Origin of the sequence: Rubrivirga sp. (assembly GCF_965213695.1) — a bacterium.
Lineage (GTDB): Bacteria > Bacteroidota > Rhodothermia > Rhodothermales > Rubricoccaceae > Rubrivirga.
On the sequence record NZ_OZ243912.1, the window covers coordinates 1,613,752 to 1,638,496 of the forward strand.

Consider the following 24,745-nt stretch of genomic DNA (forward strand, 5'->3'; position numbering starts at 1 on the left):
TACACTCCGACGTGGAGCTCCGCAACTACACCCCGTTCGCCCCGCTCGTCTTCACCGCCGAAGACGACGCCGCGACGGACATGGGCGTGCTCGTCGTCAGGGGCACGTTCCGGGTCGTCCCCGACGCCGCGCTCCGGCCGGACCCCGACCAGGCGCCCGTCCGCGTGGCCGACGTGTACCGCGGCGACCCGACGGCGTCGAGCGTCCGGTGGGAGGGCGACCTCGCCCCGCTCAAGCCCCGCGCCGACGTCCACCTCGACGCGGTCGCCCACGCGCCCGACGGCGAGCCCGCGCCGTCGTGGACGGTCGGGGTACGTGTCGGGAGGAGGAACGACCAAGGCGACCCGGTCCGGCTGGTCGACGCTGCGCTCCGGGTGACGGGGCGGCGCGTCTGGCGCCGGGGCGCGCTGGGCTGGCGGCTCGACCCGCCCGCGCCGGCCCTCGCCGTGCCCCTCGTCTACGAGCGGGCCTACGGCGGAGCGTTCCCCGACCCCGACGACCCCGACCAGACCGTCGAGTACCGTCCGAACCCCGTCGGCACCGGGTTCTTCCGGCCCAAGCGGACGGAGGACGTGGAGGTGCCCGCGCCTCAGATCGAGTGGGCTCGGTCGCCCATCGAGGGGCCCGACGAGGAGTACGAGCCCGCGGGCGTCGGGCCGCTGGCGCGGTCGTGGCAGCCCCGGCTCGGGCTCGCGGGCACGTTCGACGAGGCGTGGCGCCAAGAGCGGTGGCCCCACCTCCCGGCCGACTTCGACTTTGCCCACTACAACAGCGCGCCGCCGCCGCTCCAGGCGCCCGGACCCCTCGTCGGCGACGAGACGATCACGGTGCGGGGGCTCCACCGCGACGTGCCCGAAGTCTCCGTCTGCCTGCCGGGCTACACGCTCGCCGGACTCCTCCGCCTCCAGGACGGGACGCTGACCGCGCTCCCGCTCCGGATCGACACGGTCGAGCTGGACCTCTCCGACCCCGACCCGGACCAGCACCGGGCGGCCCTCGTCTGGCGGACGGTGTTCCCCCAGCGCAAGCCGCTCCGCGTCGTCGAGGTCCGGATGGACCTGCCCAAGCACGCGCCGACGCCGGACCCCGCTTTCTCGTCCCACGCACCGGTGCCGATCCATGGCTAGCCAAACCGGACTCCGGAAGGACACGCGCGGCTACGTCGTGGCGAAGGCGCCCGACGTGTGCAAGATCGCCAACGGCACGCCGACGCCGTTCCCCATCTTCGCCCAGTTCTCCGACGCCATCCGCGAGGTCTCGACCGTCCGGTTCGAGGGCAAGCCGGCCACCAACCTCAACGCCCGGATCAGCCGCGTCGTCGGCGACGAACTCGGGGTCGGGGGTGGTGTCACGAGCCAGGTGAACCTGGGGATGTGCCGGCCGTCTCCCGCCTCGGTCTCGCCAACGTTCCGGGTCGGCGGCGAGTGGCTCATCCATTCGGAGCGGACCGAGATGGAGATGAACTGCAACGGGCCTGACGGGCCGGGCAACACGATCGGCGTGGTGACCTGGGCCACGACGCCGCCGACCGGCGTGTCCGTTGGCCCGAACGGCGAGATCCTGGGGCTGACGAACCCGCCGGTGCTGCCGGAGACGGAGGAGGAGAAGGGGTTCTTCGGCCGGATGGCGGACAAGGTCAAGGGCGCCGCGTCGGCCGTCGGCGACGCGGTCTCGAACATGTCGGTGATGGACGCGGTCCACCTCGGGCTCGACGTGGTCGGGCTGGTCCCGGGGCTCGGTGAGATCGCCGACGGGGCGAACGCGCTGCTGTACCTCGCCGAGGGGGACTACACGAACGCGGCGCTCTCGGCCGCGGCCATGATCCCGTTCGCGGGCGCGGCGGCAACGGGGGCCAAGTTCGCCCGACGCGCGGACGCCCTCGCGGGTGTCGTCCGGGCGGCCGACAAGGCCGCGGACGCGGTCAAGGCCGCCGGCCGGGCCGGGCGCGCCGTCGCCTCACGGGCCGGGCGGGCCCTCGCGGAGAAGGGCGGGAAGATCATGGGCGGCGCCGCGCGCCGGGTCCGCGGCGCCGCCAATCGCGTGTGGTGTTTCTCGGACCCCGTCGACGCGATCTCGGGCGAGGTCGTGATCGACGCCGTCGACGTCGAGCTCCCCGGCCCGCTCCCGCTCCAACTCGGGCGGACCTGGATGACGGGCTCGACCTTCGAGGGCCGGTTCGGGCCGGGCTGGACGTCGACGCTCGACGCTTCGGTCCTGGTCAATCGGGCCCAGGGCGTCGCCGTGCTCCGGTTGGAGAGCGGGGCCGTCGTCGAGCTGGTGTTGCCAGCGCCGGGCGCCGAGACGTGGGCCCGGGACCTGGGCGTCCGCCTGATCGCCGAGGCCAGCGCGGTCGCGGCCGTCTCGGGCGACGGACAGGCCGGCGCTCCGCCCGTCCTGGGCGGCCCGGCCTCGGTCTGGCCGATGCCGGCCGAGACGCCGGTCCGCCGCTACCGCGCGCTCTTCGACGACGGCACCTCGCTCGTCTTCGGCCGCGCCGGCACGGTCTACTGGCCCGACGCCGAGCGGAGCGGTCAGCTCTGGGCGCTCGCCCGAATCGAGGACGCCGCCGGCAACGCGATCACCATCGAGCCCGACGACCGCGGCCTGGCCATCACCGACAGCGCCGGACGGCGGCTCGACGTCGAGACCGACCGCGCCGGCCGCGTTGTCGCCATCGCCGGGCCGGACCCCGACGGCCGTCGCCAGCCCGCCGTGCTGGCCCAGTTCGCGTACGACGGCGAGGGGCGCCTCGTCTCCGCCCGGGACGCGACCGGCGAGCCCGAGCGCTACCACCACGACGCCGACGGCCGGATCGTGGCCGAGACGTTCCGCGGCGGCGCCCGCTTTCATTGGGAGTACCGGGCGTTTACATCGCCCGACGGCGACCTGGAGACGCGCTGCGTCCGGGCCTGGGGCGAGACGCCCGACGGCCGCGACGGGCTCCTCGACTACACGTTCGACTACGACCTCGACGAGGGCGTCACGCGCGTGACCGACACGCGCGGCGGCGTCACCGTCGTCGACTACGGCGCCGACGGCCGCGTCCGCGAGGCGACCGACCCGCTCGGCCGGGTCACGCGCTATGCCTATGACCCGAACACGGGCGCGCGGACGGCCGTCACGGACCCGCTCGGCCACACGACTCGGTTCGGCTACACACGCGACGGCGACCTCGCCCAGATCGCGGCCCCCGACGGTGCGACCTGGCAACTGGCCTACGACGACGCGCGCCGGCCGACCTCGTTCACTGACCCCTCGGGCTCGACCTGGACCCGGGCCTACGACGACGCCGGGCGGTTGGCCGAGGAGACGGACCCGACCGGCGCCACCACGCGCTACCGCTACGACGCGCGCGGTCTGCCGACCGAAATCGAGGACGCGCTCCGCCAGTCGGTCCTCCTGACGTGGGACGCCGCCGGGCAGCTCGTCGCCACGACCGACCGGACCGGGGCCACCACGCGCTACGCCTACGACGCCCTCGGTCGGCTCACCTCGCGCGTCGACGCCGAGGGCGGCGAGACGGTGTTCGTCTACGACACCGCGGGCCGGCTCCTGCGGCGGACCGACCGGGTCGCCGGCCAGGAGCGCGGGCCGTCGCGGACGACGCGGTTCGCCTACGACGCCGCCGGCAACGTAGCCGCCGTGACCGACCCCGACGGGGCCGTCCGCCGGTTCGCGCACGACCCGCTGTTCGACCTGGTCACGGCCGTGACCCAGCCCTCGGGCGCCGTCACGCGCTACGCCTACGACGCCGAGGGCGACCTCTCGACCGTCACCGACGCGACGGGCCGGGACTGGTCGTTCGCCCGCGACCTCGCCGGCCAAGTTGTCGAGGAGGTCGACTTCACCGGCCGTCGGCTGGCCTACGGGTACGACCCGGCCGGGCGGCTCGTCGAGTCCGTCGACGCGCGCGGCTTCGTGACCCGGATGCAGCGGGACGCGGCGGGCCGGCTGACCGAGCGGACGCACGCGGCCGGCACTGACTCCGAGGCGACAGAGACGTTCGCGTACGACGCGGGCGGTCGGATGTCCGAGGCCGCGAACGGGACGGTCGCCGTCGGGTTCGCCTACGACGCCGTCGGCCGGGTCACCGAGGAGTGGCAGCGGCTGGCCGACGGGACGCTGGCCGGGACCCCGCTCGACGGAAGCACGGCCGTCGTCCGGAGCACGTACGACGCACTCGGCCGCCGGGTCGGGCGGGCGACGCCGGCCGGGCGGGACCTCGCGTTCGGCCACGACGCCGAGGGCCGGCTGACGTCGGTGGCCGACGGGGCCGGCCCGCTCGTCCGGTCGTCGCTCGACAAGCTCGGCCGGCCCAAGCGGCGGGCTATGGGGGCCGACGTCGGGACCGCCCCGGCGGCGGTGGGCCTGCGGTCGTACACGGCGTTCGGGGAGCTCGCCGAGCAGCGGGTGGTCCGCGACGCCGGGCCGGGCCGGGTCGGGCTGGCCGAGGTGTTCCGCCGGACGTACGCCCACGACGGGGCCGGCCGGATCACGGCCGTCGAGGACAGCCGGTGGGCCCGGGGGCCGGGCGGTCCCGAGGCGGCCACGCTCGCGTTCGGCCACGACCCCGACGGCCGGCTGGCCTCGTCGGTGTTGCCGGACCGTGGCCTGGCGGCGTACGAGGCCGACGCGGCGGGGAACGTCCCGGCCGCGCCGGTCCGACTGCCCGCCCCACTCCGCCCGGACGGCGGCGAGGCAGATGGGGGCGGGGTGGTGTCGGTCCAGGTCGCCGAGGGGTGGACGCTGGGGTACGACGCCGACGGGAACCTCCTCTCGAAGCGCGACACGTCGGGCCGGCACGGCGGGGCGAGCTGGCGGTACGCCTACGACGCGACCGGTCGGCTCGCCGAGGTCTGGCGCGACGGCGGGGCCGGCGAGATTCAGGTCGGGGCGTACGGGTACGACGTGCTCGGGCGGAGGGTGGCCCGGCACACGTGGGCCGAGGACGGGTCGGGCCTGGACGAGCGGGTCGTGTGGGACGGCGACGTGCCCGCCGAGCGCCAGCGGGCCGAGCGCGACCCGCTGGCGCGCGCCGCCAGCGGTGCGGTCGCCAGTGGTGCCGTCGCGGTGCGGACATACGCCTTCCAGGGCTTCGAGCCCGTCGCGCTGCTCGACGGCGAGGCTGATGTGGCCGTCGTCGAGTGCGACCAGGTCGGGCAGCCCCGGCTGGCCGTGGACCGGGAGGGGACGCTGGTGTGGGAGGGCCGGTTCGACCCGTGGGGCGGGGAGGTCGCCGTCGGGCCGGTCGAGGTGAGCGGCCCCGAGGTCGAGGTCCGGTTCCCGGGCCAGGTGGCCGACGCCGAGAGCGGGCTCCGGTACAACCGCTTCCGGTACTACGACCCAGAAACGCGAACGTATGGCCAGTCAGACCCTGCCGGTTTGAGAGGCGGATTGCGTTCCCATTGCTATGTTGCAGACCCAGTAGAGTGGGTGGACCTATTCGGGCTGGGAGGGTGCAACATTAAGAAGAGACTCCATCTCGGAGACGCGGGCCACCATGTTCCTGCCGTGCGGAAGTCGAAGGGTCGCCCATTCGAGGTCGGTCGTTCAGACAAAACGAGACCTACTCTCCACTTCCGGGGTGCAGACCCTGGACACGACCACTGGAGGCTCCATGACGCGGAAAGAGCACACGTCGGACCCAGGCAAGGCGACTTCGTAGGTAGTGACGACGAGTTGTTCGATGCGTACCGGCAGGCGTATTCTGGTCTGGACGACGTCCGGGTCGACGTGAAGTCGCCGAACGGAACCCACGTTCTCGGCACTGACGTATCTCCAAGAGAGTCCGTTGACCTCATCGACGACTGGCTCCGCTCAAACGGACAGAGATGAACACAAGTACTAGAAAACTCATCGACCTCGTCGAGAGTCAGAAGATCGTCAACGCGGACCTCTTCGAAGCCATCGACCTGGACTCAGTGCTAGACGAGCGAGATAACGATCCGTTTGACCGAGAGTGGATGCGGTGCAACGACGTCGTGCAATCTCTGCTAGAGGAGCAGGGCGATGTGCCAGAGGATGTCTCTGACTTGGCCCGGCAGAGCTTCCTCGCCGCGAGCAATGCCACGGATCAGCACGATATCGCATCGTACGTATCCGATGACTTCCGTCTGATAGCCGAAGCTTTGTCGGTAGGATACGAAGATCAGTGGTTGAGTTCTCTCCTGAGAGAGTATGGGAGGTCGCAGTTTCCGACTGGGGTGCTCCGACCCTCAGGCCAGACTCTCTCTGAAGTAATCGAGAGTCTGGCGGGGTAAGAAACTCGTGCATTACAGAGATTGGGTTGGCAAGACGTGCGTGTTCAGCGAGTTCGTAGTGGTCGCGAGTCCGTACTGACTCTCTTGACCTGTTCAGTCCGTCTAGGGGTATGAAGCCATCGCAGGCGGCTGAGGTGTGGGATATTGCTTCTAAACGCTTCGCGGAGGGAGCGAGCGGGAATGTCAATGTATTTTCGACTGGGCGAAACGTTTCGGTTCCCACGGGGAATGGACGTGGTGGCGGGTCGAGAAGCCGGCTCTTCTAGCGAATAAAAATGTATCTTCGATCGTCAGGCGTCGTATCGACGGTGGAGTGGTTGGGTCCCTGATTCGCGCATCCCCTTGCGGGCGTTGAGCAATGACCAGAGACGACAAACATAAAATAAATGATTTGCTTCACGACGATAAAGTTTTTTGCTCAATCGTAGAGAGCGTTTTGGCAGGGCTAAGGATTATAGATAGAGGAGAAAGAATATTCTATCAGGAGGGGGGCCGGGGTCTCATCTGTGATATTGATCCAAGGCATGGATTGGTCATGGTCGGAAGCGTTGGTGAGTGGAGCACGGGTGATCGCATCGATGCACCAGAACGTCAGGATATAGTTCGTAGGATGTGTGCTCTCTACCTCGATGCATACGATGAGCCCCTCCGTCCTGTCTGAGCTAGGGTAACGGCCGAAGAGCCTCAATTGATGGATTCAGCGGCCTCCTTGCTCCTGTTGCTTTTGGCTCACCTCGTCTCCCCAGTAGGCGGGGCGCCAGCTGCGGTGGGCTTGCGGTCGTACACGGCGTTCGGGGAGCTCGCCGAGCAGCGGGTTGTCCGCGACGCGGGTCCCGGGCGGGTCGGGCTCGCGGAGGTGTTCCGGCGCAGCTACGCCCACGACGAGTCCGGGCGGATCACGTCCGTCGAGGACAGCCGGTGGGCGCGGGGCCCGTCCGGCCCCGAGGCGGCCACGCTCGTGTTCGGCCACGACGTCGACGGCCGGCTCGCGTCGAGCGTGGTGCCGGACCGTGGCCTGACGGCGTACGAGGCCGACGCGGCGGGGAACGTCCCGGCCGCGCCGGTCCGGCTCCCGCAGCTCCCCGTGGCCGACGGAGGCACGGGCGACCGCCAGCGGGTGGTGGCGGTCCGTGTGGCCGCGGGGTGGACGCTCGGGTACGACGCCGACGGCAACTTGTTGAGCAAGCGGTCGGTCGCCGGGCCCGAGGCGTGGCGATACGTGTACGACGCGGCCGGTCGGCTCGCCGAGGTCTGGCGCGGGGACGGGCCGGGGGAGACGTGCGTCGGCCGGTACGGGTACGACGTGCTGGGCCGTCGGGTGGCCCGCCAGGCGTGGTCCGAGGACAGGTCGGGGCTCACCGAGCGGGTGGTGTGGGACGGCGACGTCCCGGCCGAGCGCCGGCGGGTCGAGCGGGCGCCGCAAGCTCTGGGCGTCGCCAGCGCGGCGGTCTCGGTGCGGACGTATGCGTTCGAGGGGCTCGAGCCGCTCGCGCTCTTAGACGACGAGGAAGGCGTGGCCGTCATCGAGTGCGACCAGGTCGGGCAACCCGGGCTGGCCGTCGACCGGGACGGGGCGCTGGTGTGGGAGGGCCGGTTCGACCCGTGGGGCGGGGAGGTCGCCGTCGGGCCGGTCGAGCCGGGCGGCCCCGAGGTCGAGGTCCGGTTCCCGGGCCAGGTGGCCGACGCCGAGAGCGGGCTCCGGTACAACCGACACCGGTACTACGACCCAAGGACGCGGGCGTACGTCCGCAACGATCTGATGGGGATCGAGGGGGGGGCTTCGGCCTCACGGCTATGTGGGCCAGCCCACCGACGACATAGATCCGCTCGGGCTCTATGGCGTACCCCATACCACGCCAGCGTGGCGGGCTAGGCAATGGCAGAGCAGTCCTCCAGACTGGCACCCCGACTCTTGGAGGACTACGACGCTCAAAAAGGGGACAGTCGTGTACACTGGAGGAGTCCCGGGTATCGAAGGGTCGTACCGATCCGGCTTCGTAGTGCAAGAGGGAGTCGTCCGTGCAGCAGGGGGAGATGCTGTCAAGTATAACGACATGGTACAGGTACCCCGTCACAGTGCAACAGGAACTTTCCGTTCTCATATGTTTGGGTTCGAGCTAACGGAGGACGTCCAGGTGGCTCGCGGCACAGCGCTGGCGAACCCATCGTATGGGAAAGGAGGAGCTGAGCAGTTCTTTATCCCAGACTTCGGAGACAGATTAGATTCGGGAGCGATTGCAAGAAGACTTGATCTCGACTCACCAATGACCCGATGGAGGAAGCCCAAATGCAAATAGCGGACGCACTTCGTAAGCTAGACGATGCTTTCCCCGATGCAGCAAGGATCGTGAGAAACGAGCTAGATATGGGCAACGAGATCAGTGGGGTATCCACCGACTGGCCCGTCCCGGAGGATTCTCTGACCGTCACGATGAAGAGACCGTTCTCCACTCGGTACGACGTCGATGCGGAGTACCACGAAGACCGAAACCCGCACTACAGAGGCTGGGTGGGTAAAACATATATGTTCAGCGAGTCGATAGTGATTGCGAGTCCGTATTGATTCGATCTGACCACACGTGGTGAAGTTCCAGAAGCTCGTCCTCTTGACGGTGCTCCTCTTCCCCGCGGCAGGGGCGGGGGCTGTCGGGGTCCGGTCGTACACGGCGTTCGGGGAGCTCGCCGAGCAGCGGGTTGTCCGCGACGCGGGTCCCGGGCGGGTCGGGCTCGCGGAGGTGTTCCGGCGCAGCTACGCCCACGACGAGTCCGGGCGGATCACGGCCATCGATGACTCGCGGTGGGCGCGGGGCCCATCGGGCCCGGAGGCGGCCACGCTCGTGTTCGGCCACGACGTCGACGGCCGGCTCGCGTCGAGTGTGTTGCCGGACCGTGGCTTGGCGGCGTACGAGGCCGACGCGGCGGGGAACGTCCCGGCCGCCCGGTCCGGTTGCCGTAACTGCCCGTGGCCGACGCCGGCTCACCCGACGACGGTGACCGCCAGTGCGTGGTAGCGGTCCGGGTGGCCGAGGGGCGGGCGCTCGGGTACGACGCCGACGGGAACCTCCTCTCGAAGTCCGACGCCTCGGGCCGGCACGGGGGCGTGGGCTGGCGGTACGTCTTGGCGGTACGTCTACAGCGCCGCAGGACGCTTGGCGGAGGTCTGGCGCGTGCGGAGCCGGGCTAGGCGTCGGCGGCGTCGTAGGTGGCCACGCGGCGGACGTCGGTGCCGCGGGGACGGCCCACGAACGCCGTCCGCCCCATCTGGCCCAGTCCGTCCCCCAGCATCGTCGGGCGGACGGCCGCGGCGTCCAGGACGAGTTCGACCTCGCACGACAGTGAGTCCCGAGCATAGAGGCGGACGAGGGCGGCCAGCGTCCGCGCGCCGTCGCCACCGGGCAGGAGGTCCTGGAACTGGTCCATCCCCACGGGGCCGACCTGGAGACGGATCTTTCCCGTGAGGTCCAGGACGCGAGCACCGAGCGGGGCGTTGGCCCCGAGCCGAGGCCCCGAGGGCCCCAGGGACGGCCGGGTCGGGACGGGCATCCAGCGTGGGACGTTCTCGATCACGCGGACGGGCGCTCCGACGAACGCCTCCGCGAGCGCCCGGAGCCCGTCGGCCGTCCGGCGGCGGTCGGAGAGGCGGCCGGCGAAGGCGGCGAGTTGGAGCGGCGGAGCCGGGGACGTCCAGGGCGCCGCTTGCGCTGCACCGGCCAGGGCCGCGAACCGACGGGCGTCTCGTGCCGGCACCTCCGGTTCGACCTCGGGCCGAGCTTTTCGCCAGGCCCGGTACAGGTAGGCGTAGAGCCGGCCGGCGAACAGGTCGAGAAAGTCGCGGAGCGCCGCCGTGCGCGACGGGTCCGTCGTGACCGGCTCGTGGAACGACGGCGCCAAGGGCGAGTCGACCCCGTAGAGCCCGCCGAACGTGACGACGACATCGGCCGACCCGTCCGGGCGCCGTTCGATACGTCGGACGTCGGCGCCGGGGAACGTCAGGGCGTCCGACGGACGGATGCGGACGGGCTCGGCGCGCGCGTCGGCCGTCGTGCCGATGGCCGGGCCGTCGGCGTCCCGTTCGAGCAGCCGGACGGCCTGAAAGAAGTCGTAGAGGTAGCCCTCTCGGAACAGGCGCTCCGGCGGACCGGGCGGCGGGATCGGGTCAGGCGTCTCCACGGTCAGACGACGGGGAGCCGGCCGCGCTCGGGCCTCCACGAGAGCCGCCGCTCCGACGGGCGGACCACGACGTCGGTGTGGACGAAGGCGTTGAGCGTCGCGTAGAGCGACAGGAACTCGCTCAGGACGAGCCCGAACAGGGCCACCTCGCCGTCGTCGCCAAAGTGGGTCCCGTCGACATCGACCCGGACGCCGGTCCCGCGGATCACGCTCCCCCGGTGGAAGTGCTCTCGCGGCGTCGCCGTGACGGCCCGGACCCCGTCGATCCGGCGGCGGTTGGCCCCGTCCTCGGTCCAGTCGTACAGCCCGAGCAGCTCGACGAGCGCCTCGCGCGTGGCCACGGTCTGCTGGCCGAGCGCCCAGTGCGAGACGAGGGACCACGCCGACTCGTCCCCGTCGGTCGGGGGGCGGAGCGCCGGCGTCGGGCGGGTGACGTTCGAGGGGCGGGCGATCTGGGGTACGCCAGTCCCGAGCCGGTCCAGCCCGCCCTCGCGGAGCGCCTCCCGGGGCAGGCCCCCGTTCGTGCACCGGAGCCGGACCGAGAGCGTCTCGGGCGTCGCGACGCCGCCGGCACCGGCCTCGCCGCCGAGCGACAGAACGAGCTCCGGGACGCCGTACGGCCCGGTCTGGCGCGTGGCGACGAAGTGCCGCGATGGCCGACCGCCGAACTGGTAGAACGGGGCGTACTCGTGCCGCCGCCCCGTATCGTCCTCGACGCCGACGACCGACAGCACGTCGACGGCCTCGACCGACCGGGGCCGCCCGGCGTCCGGCACCACGCGGACCTCCGTCGTCGTCCCGTCGACCGAGATCGGCTCGGCGTCGGTCTCGAACAGGTTGACGGCCGGGGCGCAGTGGAGCCGGACGTTGTCGGCCGTCACGCGGCGGTCGTCGGGGAACGCCCGGTCCCACTCGACGACGATCTCGAACCGGCTCGGCCGCTCGGGCAGCTCGAACCGGCCGAGCCCGAGCACGTCGACGGCCCAAAACTTGCGCCGGTACGAGAGGTACTCGTGGAGCAGGCGGAAGCCGGCGAACGACCGGGCGTCGTAGGGCAGGAGCGCCTGGTCCTCGGCGAGCCCTACGGGCACGACCGCCGACTGCCCGACCAACTGCCCGACCGTCTGGCCGTCGGCCGCCAACGTCACCGTGCGGACGTGCCGGGTCAGGTGGAGGTGGAGGGCCGCGGCGACCGGGGCCTCGGCCTGGAACGTGAGGCGGAGCGCGTCGAGCGCGCCGGCCGTGATCGTCGCGCCCCGCTCGGCCTCGAGCGCGAGCCGGAGCCGGCTCGAAGCCCCGTGCCACTCGACCTCGGCCGCCGTCAGCCGGAGCGGGAGCAGGCGGACGTCCTGGGTCGTCTGGAACTCGCACGTCGTCTGCTCCGGCCCGACGGGCGCCGACAGGACGGGCGTCCCGCGCGCCAACACGACGGGCTCCTGGACGAGCCCGGGCCGCGGCGTGAACTCGACGATGGCGCACGACGGGACGGGCCGCAGCAGGTGGGGGAACAGCAGCTCGAACAGCCCCTCGGTCACGCGCGGGAACTCGTCGTCGAGCCGCTCCCTCACGCGGCCGGTCAAAAACGCGAACCCCTCGAACAGCCGCTCGACGTAGGGGTCCCGATCCGTCACCGCCGCCGTGCCGAGAAAGCGGGCCGCCTCCGGGTGGGCCTGGGCAAACGCGGCGCCGGCCTCCTGGAGGTACCGCATCTCCTCGTCGAAGTAGCGCCGAGCGCTCATGGGTCGTCCCGGGCCAGCCGGTCGACCCGGACGACGTCGGCCGACGAGAACGTGGTCCTCAGCTCGATCCGCCGCCGGTCCGGCAGCTCGCCGTGGAGCACGAGCACGATCTGCATGTCGTACGGGTCCGTCGAGTGGTGCGTCACGCGGACGCGCGAGAGCCGGGGCTCGTACGCCACGACGGCCTCGCGGACCGCCGTCCGCAGGGCCTCGATCGACTCGGGCACGTCGCGGTAGATCTCGGTCAGGTCCGGGAGCCCGAACCCGTCGAGGTGGCCGACCGACCCGCGCCGCGTGTTGAGCAGCCGGCCCAGGTTGTCGACGACGCTGCGGACGATGGCGTCGGGCCCGTCGTCGCGGCCGTGGAGGACGTCGATGATGCTGCGCATAGGGGCAACCTACGCCCTGTCGGGCAGTCGGTGGACGGCCCCGGGGTGGGGGCCTCTGATCCTCGGATGTAGGGGCACGCCGCTGCGCCTACACGCGGACCGGCGGGTGAAGCTAGACCGCATCCCAGCGGTCGGGCCGACCGATAGAAACGCGCCGCCCCGAGACGGATCCCGGGGCGGCGCGGAGAAAGCAGGAGACTGGCCTAGGAGTTCTCCTTCCACGAGTCGGAGTACTCGTAGCCCTCCTCGTGGCGCCACTCGATCTTTTCGTAGACGAGCTTGACCTCCTCGAGGTGGGTCAGACGGTCCTCCTTGGGGTTCTTCGTGTTCGGCAGGATCGCCTTGACTTCGGCGATCTTCACGTCGCTGAGCGTGTGCGAGAAGTACTTCTCCTCGACGCCCTGCTCGTTGATCCGGTACCAGTCGATCCGGAGCTCGGCGAGCTTCTTGCCCTCGGCGCACGCCTGGTACAGGAGCGGCGAGGCCGTGTCGATCTCCTTGATGATCGTGACCGGGCTGTGGATCCGCTTGCCGCTGACGGTGCCGCGCTGGCGGTCGAGCGGGATCTGGAGCGTGTGCTCGAGCTGGATGACCTCCGACGTGCCTTCGCGGCCCACGATCGTGTTCGATCCGGTGATGCCGTCGGAGTAGGTGATAGATGCGGGAACTGGCATGGTACTGGGGGTGGTGGGGGAGGGGAAACGCGGGTGCTAGCGGAGGGCGGCTAGCTCGCCTTCGGCATTTTGCCGACGAGGGAGAGCGAGATGTCCATGCCCTCGACCTGGAAGTGGGGCATGATCGTCATCTCGACGCGGTAGAATCCGGGGTTGTCCTCGACATCGTAGACGTGGACCTGGCCCTCGCGGAGGGGGTACTTGGCCACCTGGTCCGGCCCGACGTCGCGCTGGCGGATGATCAGGCGGGACAGCCACGCATTGAGGTCCTCTTCGACCTTGCTGGCGTCCTTGATCGCGCCGATCGTCTCGCGCTGGAGGACTTTGAGGTAGTGGGCGATGCGGGAGGCGAGGAAGACGTAGGGCAACCGCGAGTTGATCCGGCTGTTGGCCGTCGCCTCGGGCTGGTCGTACTCCTTCGGCTTCTGGGCCGAGTTGGCCGAGAAGAACGCGGCGTAGTCGCGGCCCTTATAGACCGAGAGCGGGATGAACCCCAGGTTCGACGCCTCGAACTCCAACGTCTCCGAGATCGGGACCTCGGTCGGGATCTTGGCCTGCTTCCCCTTGCCGACGTCGTAGAGGTGGACGGGCAGGTCCTCGACCTTGCCGCCGGACTGGGGCCCGCGGATCTGGATCGACCACCCGTCGCGCGCGAACGCCCGGGACAGGTTCGAGGCGAACGCGAACGCCGCGTTGCCCCACAGGTACTTCTCGTGGTCCTCGCCCTTGACGCCCTCCTCGTAGGCGAACCCCTTCGTCGGGGCCGAGTCGGCGCCGTAGGGCAGGCGCAGGACGAACCGGGGGAACGTGAGCCCGACGTAGCGGGCGTCGTCGGACTCGCGGAAGCTGTTCCACTTCGTGAAGTCCAGCGTCTCCATGTAGGCCGCCAGGTCCGGGATCTTCCGCCACTCCTCGGCCGACTCCTTCCCGAAAAACTGCGGCCCGGCCGACCCGATGAACGGGGCGTGGGCGGACGCGGCCACCTGGGAGATCCGCCGGATCAGCGCGATGTCCTGGGCCGAGTTGTCGACGTCGAACGCGCCGACGATGGCCGAGTACGGGTCGGCGCCGGGCTGGTCGTAGGCGTCGGTGTAGACCGTCTTGTAGAGCGCGCTCTGGGTCAGCTCGGGCGCGTCCTCGAACGACTGCGCGAGCGCCTCCTTGGACGCGCTCACCATCTCGACCTTGATGTTCTTGCGGAAGTCCGTCCGGTCGACCAGGAACTTGAGCCCGCGCCACGAGGCCTCGAGCTTCTGGAAGTCGGGGTGGTGGAGGACGGCGTCGAGCTGGGACGAGATCTTGCGGTCGACCTGGGAGATCAGGCTGTCGAGCAGCTCCTTGTCCACCTTGTCGACGGCCTGGCCCCGGTCCTTGACCGCGTCGACGAGGACGCGCAAGCCGGCCGCGACCAGCTCGCCGCGCGAGCGCTCGGCGTTGGCACGGGCGTCGGAGAACGCGCCGACATGGACCGTGCCCGTCGGCGCCTTGGCGTCGACGCGCTCGAAGATGGCGTCGAGGACGCTGCCGGATTCGGCGGGAGCGTCGGCGGGGGCAGCTTGCTGGGGGGTGGCCATGCGGTCGGTCGGTTACGCGGGGGCGTCGGTGGAGGAGGCGTCGGCGGGGTCGTCCGTGTCGACCATCGCGCCGAGCTCGGCGACCAGCCGGTCGAGCTGCTCGGGGTCGGTGATGATGGCCTCGAGCTGGCGCCGGAACGAGCTCATCGAGACGACGCGGTTACGCAGGTCCTGGAGCAGGTTCCGGACGGCGACCAGCCGGTCGATCTCGGGCACCTGCTTGGCCACCTCCTCGGGCCGGAACGAGTCCATCGAGTCGAGCTTCAGGCTCACCCGGACGTCGTCGTCGCCGCTCCCGATCTTGTCGGGCACGATCATGTCGAGCTCCAGGTCCATCGACGACATGACCGACTCGAAGTTGTCGGCGTTGACGTCGATCACCTCGCGGTCTTCGAGGGGCGTGTCGTCGGGTTTGCCCGTGAAGTCGCCCAGGACAAGCGTACGGAACGGGAGCTCGACCTTCTCATCGCTGTCGCCGTCGGGGACCTCGAGGAAGAGGTTGACGCGGGCGGGCGGTTTCTCTTTCTGGAAGCTGTCGGCCATGAGGTGGTGGGGACGGAGGCGACGCCTCCCGCGTGGCGTCAGAGAGATGTGCAAGGATAGTCTATCAACGGTCCGCCGGTCCACTCGTTCCGACGTTTTCATCGGTCCGATCGGTCACGATCCCGCTACCCGTTCGTGACGGCGCGGGACGGAGCGACGGCGGCCAATCGGGCGTGAGCCTGGGCAGCAGCGTCGGCCTGACCCGCTTGGCGGGCGGCCGTTGCCAGGGCGGCGTAGAGGTCGGCGGCGAGCCCCGGCTCCCACGTGTCGAGGTCCCGGCCGTCGGCGACGCGGACGAGCGCGGTCACGAGGGCCTGGGCCACGTCGGCGCGGCCGGCGCTCAGGCAGAGCTCGGCCGTCCGCAGGCGGTGGACGAGCCCGGCGCGCCCGCCGGACGGCGCGGCCCGTTCCAACGCCGCGAGCGCCCCGGCCAGGTCGCCGGACTCGACGAGGGACCGGGCCTCGTCCCATCCGCCGGAGCCGGCGTCGTCGGAGCTCGCGTCGCTCGCACGGGGCCGCGCGGCCGACGGCGCCGACGGCGACAGACCCCCGGCCCAGGCCCGCGTCGCGTCGTCGGCGAAGGGGGTGCCGTCGCGGAACCGGAGGTCGAGGAGGGCCGGCACGCGCCCGACGAGCCGGGCGACCTCGGCGCGGAGCGCGGACCGGCCCTCGGCACCGACCGGGCCGAGCTCCGCGAGTGCGCCGTCGGCCAGGCGCTGGAGGTCGAGCCAGAAATGGAACGACGTGTCGGCGAGCGCCTGCTCGGCCTGCTCCACGAACAGGGCCGGGTCCGACGCGGCGAGCGTGACGAGGGCCTCCCGGCGTCGGTCCGGCGGCGGCTCGATCATCGTCGCGTGGTCGGTCGCCGGCGGCGGGCCGACGAGTGGGTCCCACCGCACGACGCGGACCAGTCGGATCGCCGACGCGGACGCCGCCTCGACCGAGCGGAACGCCGCCGCGGCTTGGACGACGGCCCGGACGGGGTCGCCCGTAAACGCCACCGCCGTCGGCGGCCCCGACGGGGCGGTCGGACGGGGCGCCGGCGTCGGAGCTGCCGCCGGAGCCGGCGGGGGCACGCTGGCGGTCGCGGACCCGTCGCCGCTCGCGGTCGGGCTCGGACTGGCCGACGGTGCGGGCTCCTCAGCCGGCGGCGGAGGGCGCGCCTCGTCGGGGACGGTCCGGAGCCGATCCGACAAAGCCCGGCGGAGCCCGCTCAGCGCGGGCGCGTCGTCGCCCATCTCGGCCGAGACCAGGAGCTGGAGGTCGGCCACGGCCGCCAGCGCGGCGTCGAGCGGTCCGCGCTCGTCGGCCGCTGGTCGGTCCCAGGTCGCCAGCGCGGCCGAGACCCGGGCCGCCAGGAACTCGAAGGCGCCCCGGCGCGCGCGCGCGCGGGGCGGGTGCAGGCCGGCCCAGTGCGTCTGGGCCATCTCGACCAGCCCGGACAGCCCCGCGGCGACGCCCCGCGCGCCCTCGGTGTGGGCCAGCGACGTGACGAGGTAGGCGGCGGCGCGGACGTCCTTCGACTGCTCGGTCAGCACCGCGAGCGCGTCGGCCACGACGGCGTCGTGGTCGGCCGAGGCGCCGCCGGCGAACGGGCTGCCCCCGCCGGTTACGCTCTCGTGGTCGACCCCCGTGCCGACGGAGTCGATCCGGTCGACGGTCTCGCGGAGCCGCTCGAAGACGGGGTCGTAGGTCACGTCCTCGCCCGTCGGCGCGGGGCCCGGGATCGGTGCCGCGAGCGCGGCCGGGAGCGAGTCGAGAGAGTCGGTCATGCCACGTCCGTTTGGTCCGTCTCTGTTTGGAACCGGAGGGGGTGGGGGGTATGGGAGCGTGGGGCGAACTCCCCCCTCCCGTACTCCCACACGCCTCCCGGCTCCGGGTTCACAGCCGGGCGAGGAAGTCGCGGAGCGGGAGCGAGCCGTCCTCGATGAGCGTGCCGAGCGTGGCCGGCAACGCCAGGGCCGCGCGCGCGCCGTCCTCCGCGCCACGTCCTTCGAGCTCGACCACGCCGTCGGCGTCGCTGCCGGGGACGAACAGGTGCAAGAGCGCGTTCGCGTGGGGCGGGCCGGTGTACGCCAGCAGATTCGGCGACCCGACGGCCGGGCCGCCCTCGTACACGGCGAACACCGACGGCGAGACCTCGGCCAGCCGCTCGACGACGGCGAGCCAGACGTGGGCGTCGGCGGCCGGCGCCGTGCCGAGCGGGAACCGGAGCCCGTCTTCGTCCCCGCGCATGACGTCGTGGAGGTTGCGGAAGAGGACGTACTTGCGGGCGTCGTCGAAGTCGCCCCACAGGTCGCCGCCGAACGCGCCGAGCCGGCGCGCGAGCCCCTGCCCGGCCGGGAGCGCCGGCGCGGCGTCGACCTCGACCAACCGCTCGACGAGCGCGTAGTGGTCGAGCCGGCCGGCGGCGGCGTCGCTGGCGACCGCGGCGGCGGCGTCGAGGAACGGGGCCAGCCGAGCGGGCACGTCCGAGGCCGCCGTCAGGCCGGGCGCCTCGGCGGCCACGATGAACGGGTACCGCCGGCCGCTCCGGTCCCGGCTCGGGCACAGCGCGCCGACGAGCGGGACGGCCGCGCGCGGCGGGGCGTAGACGAACCGGACCATGGCGCCCGCGTCGTAGGCTGGGTCGAACCCGGGCCGGCGGCGCCCCTCGAACACGGCCCGGCCCACCCACTCGTCGAACGCGCGCAGGGCGTCGCCGACGCGGTGGCGGACGAAGTCGCCGTGGCGCGGCGTCTTTCCGAAGCACTGGGCGGGCTGGACGGCGGCGCTCACGGGCTCAGAGGCGGGAGGGCGGCCGGAACGAGAAGAACCGCCGGACGTCGCCGAGCGGGTTCGCCGCGCTCCGGGCGCGCAGGTTGACGCGGGCCGTGACGCCGCGGTCGAGCGGCCACCGCGCGACGTACTCCGTCGACGAGGCCGCCGTCGTCGAGGCCCGGTCGAGCACGCGGAACAGCGACCACGCCCCCTCGAACTGGACCGGCGCCAGCGTCCCCTCGCGCGTCGTCACGCGGACGGTCGAGCGCGAGCCCGACGGCCACTCGACGGCCGTCCACGGGCGGCGGCTCCCCATCCCGTAGGTGAACGACGTCCCGGCCATCTCGACGTAGAGCTGGCCCGGGGCCGGCGCGCCGGGCGCCGTCTCGGGCACCTCGGGCTGCATCTCGAACCGGAGCCCCAGCGTCTCGCCCGCGAACAGGCCCGTCTGGATCCGCCGCGCGTCGCGGACGGCGCTCTTGAGCGACGCCGGCACGGCCGGCGAGTCGAGCCCGCCGACCTGCCCCAGCACCTCGGTGACGAACCGGTCGAGCGTCCCGGACTCGGGCCGGAAGAACGCCTCGAACTCGGCAATCGGCACCTCCGTCGACGACGGGCTCAGCGGGTAGCGCCCGGCGAGCGTCGAGGCGTAGGGGCCGTAGACGTCCTGCTGCCACCGCTCGTTGAGGAACCGGCGGACTGAGGCCGGCGCCGCCCCTCCCGCACCGCCCCCGGGTCCGCCCGCCCCGGCGCTGCCGCCCGCCCCGGCGCCGACGAGCGAGCCGCCGAGCCCGCGGAGCGGGGCCAGGAACAGGGCCGAGCGGACGTCGCGGTCGAGGCCGGAGAGCGACGTCTCGACCGTCCGGCGGGCGTCGGCGACGGGCCCGCTGCCCTGGGCGGCCTGGGCGAAGAACTGGGCGGCCCGGGCGTCGTTGCCGGCCACGCCCTCGAGCGCCGAGCCGACGCCGGCGAGGGCCTGGAGCCCCTGCAACAGCCCGCGCCCGCCGCCGCCCGCGCCCACCTCGTCCGGCGCCAGCGCGTGCAAGCCCGCGAACGCCCGGTCGACCGGCGTCGCGACCGACGTCGGCACCTCGATGTCGATGGGGCCGACGATCCGGTTGGCCCGGCCGAGACGGCGGCGGACGGCACCCTCGGCGGCCCGCTCGGCGACGCCGCCCAGCCGCTCGGCCGTTTCTCCGCCGCCCTCGGCGAGCTGGGTCTGGGCCGAGACCGCCGCCAGCGCCGTCACGATCGGCGACTCGTTGGGGTCGCCCAAGATCGTCAGGAACCGGCCGGCCCGGATCGGGTCGGTCCCGGCGGGCTTCAGGCGGAGCGCCTTGAGGAAGCGGGTCCAGGCCGTGATGTAGTCCTGGTAGTAGCGGTCGCGGAGCGCGCCGGCGAGCTGGCCCGCGTTCCGCATCGTCGCCGGGAGGTCGCCGGCCGAGTAGCCCATCACCCAGTCGATCCGGTCCGGCGACCGGGCCCACCGGACGACGGCCGGCCGCACGAACTGGCGGTACGCCTCGCGCGTGTAGAACCCGCTGACGGCCGGGTTCGTCGCGAAAAAGTCGCCGCCGCCGCCGCCGAGCGCGCTCGCCAGCGAGACCGGCGGGTAGCGCGACGCGCCGGCCTCGCGGATCCGGTCGTACAAGCGGTCGGCCGTGGGCGGCTCGTAGACCAGCCGCCGGGCGTCGGCGACCAGGATCTCCTTGGCCTCAAACGGCTGGACGCGCCGGTCGGCGAGCGCGTCGACGAACGAGTCGACCTGGCGGCGGACCATGGCCGCGACCGAGTCGGGGTCGGCGGCGTCGCTGCGGGGGACCTCGGCCGTGCTCAGCAGGTGCTCGGCCAGGAACTCTCGCTCGACGTCGCCCTCCAGGCGCGCCGCGTCGGTCGTCATCAGGAGGTAGGCACGGAGGTCGCTGTAGAGCTGGCTCTGGGCGCCCAGCCCCTCGCCCTCGGGGCCCCCGGCGCTCGTGACGACGGCCTCGCGCATCCCCCGTTCGAGGTCGGGCAGGAGCACGCGGCCGGCGTAGGCCCGGACCTTCTGCTCGAACAGCGTCTGGGCCGGCTCGATGAGGTCGTCGCCGCGGTAGAGGCCCCACCCGAACGACGGCGGGTCGGCGTCGTAGCGTTCGAGCCGGGCGACCTGATCGCGGAGCGCCGTCACGCGCGCGATGTCGCCGGCCTCGGCCCCGCCGGCCCACGTGACCGAGCCGGCCACGCGCGCCGCCGCCTCGACGTCGTCGACCACGGCCCGGCTCCGCAGCGCCGCGTTCGCCGTCCCGACGACGAACAGCGTGAGCAGGACGGCCCCGGCCACGGCCGCGCCCACCCACCCGGCCCGGAAGCGGAGCGCCGACTTGGCCGTCCGCTGGACGAGCCCGGCGTCGGGGATCACGACGTCGCGGAACAGGCCCCGCAGGAAGTAGCTCCGGGGACGGAGGTCGGGGTCGAACCCCTCGGGCGGCGCCGTCGGCAACTCGAACCGTTCGGCGATCTCGCGCGCGGCCGGGTCGAGCGGCGACCCTTCTTGCGTGCCCGACGAGAAGTAGAACCCGCGGAAGAGCGGGCGCTCCTGGAACGGGTTCGGCATGAACACGCCCTCGACGAACCGGCCCAGCCGGTCGCGGACGGTCTCGAACTCGAGCGGGAACTGGAACGAGCGGCGGCGCTCGGCCGGGTTCTCGGCCTTGGCGAGCCGGGCCGCGCGCGTGCTCCCGAGCGCGCCCGTGAGCACGTCGAACTCGCGCTCGAACGCGGGCCGCGCCTGGCCGGCCCCGCCGCCGTCCTCGGCCGGGAACGTCGCGCCCCACGGCCCCTCGCGCTCGTCGGACGAGAGCGGCTCGAAAAACTCGACGAACCCGCTGAGCAGGTCGGCCTTGGTGAACAGCAAGTAGACCGGGAACCGGACGCCCAAGCGCCGGACCAGCTCGTCGATCCGCCGGCGGATGTTCGAGGCGTGGTGCTCGATGTCCTCGGGCTCCATCGTGGCCAGGTCGGCCACCGAGATCCCGACGACGGCCCCGTTGATCGGCTCGCCGGGCCGGTTCTTCTTGAGCATGTCGAGGAAGGCCAGCCACTCCTCGTCGTCCTCGGGCTCGGTCGTGTAGCGGCCGGCCGTGTCGAGCAGGATGGCCTCGTCCGAGAAGAACCAGTCGCAGTCGCGCGTGCCGCCGACGCCGCGGACGCGGTCGATGCCGAGCGGGAAGTTGAGCCCGGACTGGACGATGGCGACGGTCTTGCCCGCGGCCGGCGGCCCGATCAGGACGTACCACGGCAGCGCGTACAGCGCCGCCTTTCCCCGCCGCCCCCGGCCCAGCTTCGACTCCTTGATCGTCGCGATGGCCGCGTCGAGCCCCTCCTGCAACCGTTGGATCTCGGCCCGCCGCGCCGGCCGCGCCGTCGCCGCCTGCTGGGCCGACTGGTCCCGCATCGACTCCTCGATCCGCTTGGCCCCCCGCGCCGCCCGCGCCGCGACGATGGCGAGGGCGATCACGCACGCGAACAGGACGAGCGCGACGCCGATCAGCCGGACGGTCCACGACCACTCCTGCCACGCCCCCACCGACAGGATGAGGGCGAGCACGAGCAGGGCGCTGATCCCGATCCAGAAGGCGGGGCTGCGGAGCGTGCGGGTGAAGCGGGACATCGGCTAGTGCTCGCGCACAGAGAGGTGGACGGGTGGCCGTGGGGCGTTCTGGATGCGTGGTCCGTGATGCGTGACTCTCATCAGGGAGGATCACGGATCACGCATCCTCGATCTGGGACCGGCCAGGGGGATTGGGTCGCTGCACTAGAGGGCCACGTCGGGCTCGGCCTCTTCGGCGTCGGCCGGGTCGGCCTCCAGTTCCGGCGGCGGCTCGGGGAGGGCGTCGGACGGGGGGAAGCCCTCGACGGGCTCGGGCTCAGGGACGTCCTCCTCGACGGCCGTCGTGTCGGAAAGCGGGTCGACGGGCGCGGCGCCGAAGGCGGCCGGGGCCGGCCCCGTCGTGATGGCGGTCTCGGTCTCGCGCTCGATGGCGGCGATGGCGGCCCCGGCGGTGGTCCGGGCGTAGACGGCGAGCGAGGCGTAGACCACCACGGCGACGGCGGCGCACGCCGCCAGGACCGCCCAGGCCGGGACGCGGCGGCGGACCGTCGCCACGACGCGGCCGGCCGGCTCGGCATTCGGTGCGAGCGGGCCGGGCGCGAGCGTGGGGGCCCGGGCGAGGTCGCCGTAGACGGCGGCCACCAGGTCGCGGTGCTCGCCCGGCGGCAGGAACTCGTAGCGCCCCCGGAAGCCGAGCGCCAGGCAGAGGTAGTACACCTCGAGCACGTCGGCCCGCTCCGAGACCGCGCCGCGCAACGTGTCGAGGCGCGTGAAGAACTCCTCGCCGGCGTCGTTCCGGTCGTAGAGCTCGAGCTGGAGCGGCTGGGCCAGCCACTGCTCGCGGTCGCTCCAGGTCGACCCCTGGATGGTCTCGTCGAGGAACGCGACGACGGCGAACGTGGCCTCGCGCGTGTCGTCGCGGTCGTACCCGCCGTCCTGGGCGTCGCGCTCGGCCTGGCGCAGGAGCCGGCGCGTCCGCTCGCGGAGCACCTCGGCGGGCCCGAACTCGGTGGCCGTCTGGAGCTGGACCGCCAGCGCGATCGGCTCGCCGTAGTACGTGGCCAGCCGGCTCGACGCCGCCGGGGCGACGTCGGGAGAGGGGGGCGGGGCGGCGTCGGCGGTGGTGGGCATGAGGCGGGTCCGAGGGCGAGGCCGAGGGCGGGGCCGAGGGCGGGGCCGAGGGCGGGGCCGGCGGGGTGGAACCTACCGCCGACCTGGGCGGGTCCCGCTCCACTCCGGGCGTCCTCGGTGGAATCTCTGGCGAGCGCTGATCGAGGAGCCTAGCCCCGCTTCTGTACGACCCGACCGGATCTCCAGGGAGGCTGGGGAGCGGAAGGGGCGGAGGGGACCTCGCGGGCTCTCCCCTTCCGACCCGACCGCCCCCTCCACCCCGGATCTCGCGCGCTGCTCTACACGCGGGCTCGGTGTTACGCGGTCTCGCGCGTCGGGCCGGCCTGGCGGACGGCCTCGGGGACGGCCTCGCGGTACTTCTCGAAGTTGTCGGCGAACATGTCGGCAAGCTGCCGGGCCTTGGCGTCGTAGGCGGCCGTGTCGGCCCAGGTCTCGCGCGGGTGGAGCACGGCGTCCGGCACGCCCTCGATGGCGACCGGGACGGCCAGCCCGAAGACCGGCTCGGCGCGGGTCTCGACGTCGTCGAGCTCGCCGTCGAGCGCGGCGTCGACCATCCGGCGCGTCCAGGCCAGCTTCATCCGCTCGCCCGTCCCGTACGGCCCGCCGGTCCACCCCGTGTTGACCAGGAACACGCGGGCGCCGGACCGCTCGACGCGCTCGCCCAGCATCTCGGCGTAGCGCGTCGGGGGCAGGACCATGAACGGCTCGCCGAAGCAGGCCGAGAACGTCGCCTTCGGCTCGGTCACGCCGCGCTCGGTCCCGGCGACCTTGGCCGTGTAGCCGCTCAGGAAGTGGTACTGCGCCTGGTCTGGCGTCAGGACGGAGATCGGCGGCAAGATGCCGTAGGCGTCGGCGGTGAGGAAGATCACGGTCTCGGGGACGCCGCCCATCCCGTCCTCGCTCGCGTTGGGGATGTACGAGATGGGATAGCTGAGCCGCGTGTTCTCGGTAATCGTCGCGTCGTCGAAGTCGATGGTCCGGTCGGGGCGGAGGGCCACGTTCTCGACGAGGGTTCCGAACTCCTGGGTCGTGGCGTAGATCTCGGGCTCGCCTTCGGGACTGAGCCGGATGGCCTTGGCGTAGCAGCCGCCCTCGAAGTTGAACACGCCCTCGTCGCTCCACCCGTGCTCGTCGTCGCCGATGAGCACGCGGCGGGCGTCGGCCGAGAGCGTCGTCTTGCCGGTCCCGCTCAGCCCGAAAAAGACGGCCGCGTTGCCGCCGCCGACGGCCTGGCTCGCCGAGCAGTGCATCGGCAGCACGCCCTGGCTCGGCAGGACGTAGTTGAGGGCCGAGAAGATCGACTTCTTGATCTCGCCCGCGTAGTTCGTCCCCCCGATCAACACCAGGCCGCGCCCGAGGTGGAGCAGCACGAACGTCGACGAGTTGAGCTCGTCGTTCACTTTCTCGGTCGCCTTAAAGTCGCACAGGTCCAGGACCGTGTAGTCCGGCTCGAAGTCTTCCAGCTCCTCGACCGTCGCCGGGCGCAGGAACATGTTGGAGGCGAACATCGAGTGCCACGCTTTCTCGGTGATCACGCGGACCCGGACGCGGTAGCGCGGGTCGGCGCCGGCGTAGCAGTCGCGGACGAACACGTCGCGGCCGGTCGCGTAGCGCTGCATGGCGTGGTGGATCCGGTCGAACGCCTCTTCCGAGATCGGCCGGTTCGTGGCGCCCCAAGCGACGGCGTCCTCGCTCGACGGCTCGCGGACGATGAACCGGTCATTCGGTGAGCGGCCCGTGTGCGGGTCGGTCCGCGTCGCGAGCGGGCCGCCCGACGTCAGCCGGCCCTCGCCGCGGCGGACGGAGAGCTCGACGAGCCGGGCCGGCGGCAGGTTGTAGTAGACCGTCTGGGTCCGGTCGAGGCCAAGCTCGGCGAGGTGGCGGAGGACGGGTTCCGGGGCGTTCATAGGTCG

The 24,745-nt window shown here is 72.3% G+C and carries 17 protein-coding genes; 6 read left to right on the forward strand and 11 right to left on the reverse strand.

The window, feature by feature from the left end:
* The first annotated feature begins 11 nt into the window (after positions 1 to 11).
* The 6 genes from ACOOHE_RS07050 (at position 12) to ACOOHE_RS07075 (ending at position 9,271) form a co-directional block, all read left to right on the forward strand.
* A complete protein-coding gene (locus tag ACOOHE_RS07050) occupies positions 12 to 1,127 on the forward strand; it encodes a DUF2169 family type VI secretion system accessory protein (protein ID WP_420457100.1) in 1,116 nt (371 codons plus the stop codon).
* The gene (locus ACOOHE_RS07055) at positions 1,120 to 5,835 is read left to right on the forward strand and encodes an RHS repeat-associated core domain-containing protein (protein WP_420457101.1); all 4,716 of its coding nucleotides are present in this window, start codon (positions 1,120 to 1,122) and stop codon (positions 5,833 to 5,835) included. The genes ACOOHE_RS07050 and ACOOHE_RS07055 overlap by 8 nt, the downstream gene beginning before the upstream one ends.
* Entirely contained in the window at positions 5,832 to 6,260 is a 429-nt protein-coding gene (locus ACOOHE_RS07060; protein ID WP_420457102.1) for a hypothetical protein, read from the forward strand. Before ACOOHE_RS07055 ends, ACOOHE_RS07060 begins: the two co-directional genes overlap by 4 nt.
* Positions 6,261 to 7,032: 772 nt before the next feature.
* Complete coding sequence (locus ACOOHE_RS07065) at positions 7,033 to 8,133, forward strand: RHS repeat domain-containing protein (protein ID WP_420457103.1); 1,101 nt, start codon at positions 7,033 to 7,035, stop codon at positions 8,131 to 8,133.
* A gap of 399 nt (positions 8,134 to 8,532) precedes the next feature.
* Positions 8,533 to 8,823 (forward strand): hypothetical protein, encoded by a 291-nt coding sequence (locus ACOOHE_RS07070; RefSeq protein WP_420457104.1) that lies wholly within the window; start codon positions 8,533 to 8,535, stop codon positions 8,821 to 8,823.
* Positions 8,824 to 8,842: 19 nt separating this feature from the next.
* Positions 8,843 to 9,271 carry a hypothetical protein gene (locus ACOOHE_RS07075; protein WP_420457105.1) on the forward strand — a complete coding sequence of 143 codons (429 nt, stop codon included), beginning with the start codon at positions 8,843 to 8,845 and terminating at the stop codon, positions 9,269 to 9,271.
* A gap of 169 nt (positions 9,272 to 9,440) precedes the next feature.
* Here ACOOHE_RS07075 and tssG read toward each other — a convergent pair whose 3' ends face one another.
* From tssG to pckA, 11 genes are all read right to left on the reverse strand, one after another.
* Positions 9,441 to 10,430 carry a type VI secretion system baseplate subunit TssG gene (gene tssG, locus ACOOHE_RS07080; protein ID WP_420457106.1) on the reverse strand — a complete coding sequence of 330 codons (990 nt, stop codon included), beginning with the start codon at positions 10,428 to 10,430 and terminating at the stop codon, positions 9,441 to 9,443.
* 2 nt (positions 10,431 to 10,432) lie between these two features.
* Positions 10,433 to 12,169: a type VI secretion system baseplate subunit TssF gene (tssF, locus tag ACOOHE_RS07085; RefSeq protein ID WP_420457107.1), complete on the reverse strand. Its 1,737-nt coding sequence runs from the start codon at positions 12,167 to 12,169 to the stop codon at positions 10,433 to 10,435.
* The gene (tssE, locus tag ACOOHE_RS07090; protein WP_420457108.1) at positions 12,166 to 12,558 is read right to left on the reverse strand and encodes a type VI secretion system baseplate subunit TssE; all 393 of its coding nucleotides are present in this window, start codon (positions 12,556 to 12,558) and stop codon (positions 12,166 to 12,168) included. The genes tssF and tssE overlap by 4 nt, the downstream gene beginning before the upstream one ends.
* A 203-nt stretch (positions 12,559 to 12,761) precedes the next feature.
* Entirely contained in the window at positions 12,762 to 13,232 is a 471-nt protein-coding gene (gene tssD / locus ACOOHE_RS07095) for a type VI secretion system tube protein TssD (RefSeq protein ID WP_420457109.1), read from the reverse strand.
* Positions 13,233 to 13,282: 50 nt separating this feature from the next.
* Positions 13,283 to 14,806 (reverse strand): type VI secretion system contractile sheath large subunit, encoded by a 1,524-nt coding sequence (tssC, locus tag ACOOHE_RS07100; protein ID WP_420457110.1) that lies wholly within the window; start codon positions 14,804 to 14,806, stop codon positions 13,283 to 13,285.
* Positions 14,807 to 14,818: 12 nt separating this feature from the next.
* On the reverse strand, positions 14,819 to 15,349 hold the full coding sequence (gene tssB / locus ACOOHE_RS07105; protein ID WP_420457111.1) for a type VI secretion system contractile sheath small subunit: 531 nt from the start codon (positions 15,347 to 15,349) through the stop codon (positions 14,819 to 14,821).
* Positions 15,350 to 15,474: 125 nt separating this feature from the next.
* Positions 15,475 to 17,121 carry a type VI secretion system protein TssA gene (tssA, locus tag ACOOHE_RS07110; RefSeq protein ID WP_420457112.1) on the reverse strand — a complete coding sequence of 549 codons (1,647 nt, stop codon included), beginning with the start codon at positions 17,119 to 17,121 and terminating at the stop codon, positions 15,475 to 15,477.
* A 109-nt stretch (positions 17,122 to 17,230) separates the two neighbouring features.
* Positions 17,231 to 18,127 (reverse strand): type VI secretion system-associated protein TagF, encoded by an 897-nt coding sequence (gene tagF / locus ACOOHE_RS07115; protein ID WP_420457113.1) that lies wholly within the window; start codon positions 18,125 to 18,127, stop codon positions 17,231 to 17,233.
* A 4-nt stretch (positions 18,128 to 18,131) separates the two neighbouring features.
* Positions 18,132 to 21,761 carry a type VI secretion system membrane subunit TssM gene (gene tssM, locus ACOOHE_RS07120; RefSeq protein WP_420457114.1) on the reverse strand — a complete coding sequence of 1,210 codons (3,630 nt, stop codon included), beginning with the start codon at positions 21,759 to 21,761 and terminating at the stop codon, positions 18,132 to 18,134.
* Positions 21,762 to 21,905: 144 nt separating this feature from the next.
* Complete coding sequence (locus ACOOHE_RS07125; RefSeq protein ID WP_420457115.1) at positions 21,906 to 22,832, reverse strand: DotU family type IV/VI secretion system protein; 927 nt, start codon at positions 22,830 to 22,832, stop codon at positions 21,906 to 21,908.
* Between the two features lie 296 nt (positions 22,833 to 23,128).
* Complete coding sequence (gene pckA / locus ACOOHE_RS07130; RefSeq protein WP_420457116.1) at positions 23,129 to 24,739, reverse strand: phosphoenolpyruvate carboxykinase (ATP); 1,611 nt, start codon at positions 24,737 to 24,739, stop codon at positions 23,129 to 23,131.
* Positions 24,740 to 24,745: the final 6 nt, after the last annotated feature.

Excerpts from the sequence above, each read along its gene's own strand:
- ACOOHE_RS07070 (WP_420457104.1), top strand. The coding sequence starts at position 8,533 with ATGGAGGAAGCCCAAATGCAAATAGCGGACGCACTTCGTAAGCTAGAC.
- tssA (WP_420457112.1), bottom strand. The coding sequence starts at position 17,121 with ATGACCGACTCTCTCGACTCGCTCCCGGCCGCGCTCGCGGCACCGATC.
- tssM (WP_420457114.1), bottom strand. The coding sequence starts at position 21,761 with ATGTCCCGCTTCACCCGCACGCTCCGCAGCCCCGCCTTCTGGATCGGG.
- tssC (WP_420457110.1), bottom strand. The coding sequence starts at position 14,806 with ATGGCCACCCCCCAGCAAGCTGCCCCCGCCGACGCTCCCGCCGAATCC.
- tssB (WP_420457111.1), bottom strand. The coding sequence starts at position 15,349 with ATGGCCGACAGCTTCCAGAAAGAGAAACCGCCCGCCCGCGTCAACCTC.
- tssF (WP_420457107.1), bottom strand. The coding sequence starts at position 12,169 with ATGAGCGCTCGGCGCTACTTCGACGAGGAGATGCGGTACCTCCAGGAG.
- tssD (WP_420457109.1), bottom strand. The coding sequence starts at position 13,232 with ATGCCAGTTCCCGCATCTATCACCTACTCCGACGGCATCACCGGATCG.
- pckA (WP_420457116.1), bottom strand. The coding sequence starts at position 24,739 with ATGAACGCCCCGGAACCCGTCCTCCGCCACCTCGCCGAGCTTGGCCTC.
- ACOOHE_RS07060 (WP_420457102.1), top strand. The coding sequence starts at position 5,832 with ATGAACACAAGTACTAGAAAACTCATCGACCTCGTCGAGAGTCAGAAG.
- ACOOHE_RS07125 (WP_420457115.1), bottom strand. The coding sequence starts at position 22,832 with ATGCCCACCACCGCCGACGCCGCCCCGCCCCCCTCTCCCGACGTCGCC.
- tssE (WP_420457108.1), bottom strand. The coding sequence starts at position 12,558 with ATGCGCAGCATCATCGACGTCCTCCACGGCCGCGACGACGGGCCCGAC.
- ACOOHE_RS07055 (WP_420457101.1), top strand. The coding sequence starts at position 1,120 with ATGGCTAGCCAAACCGGACTCCGGAAGGACACGCGCGGCTACGTCGTG.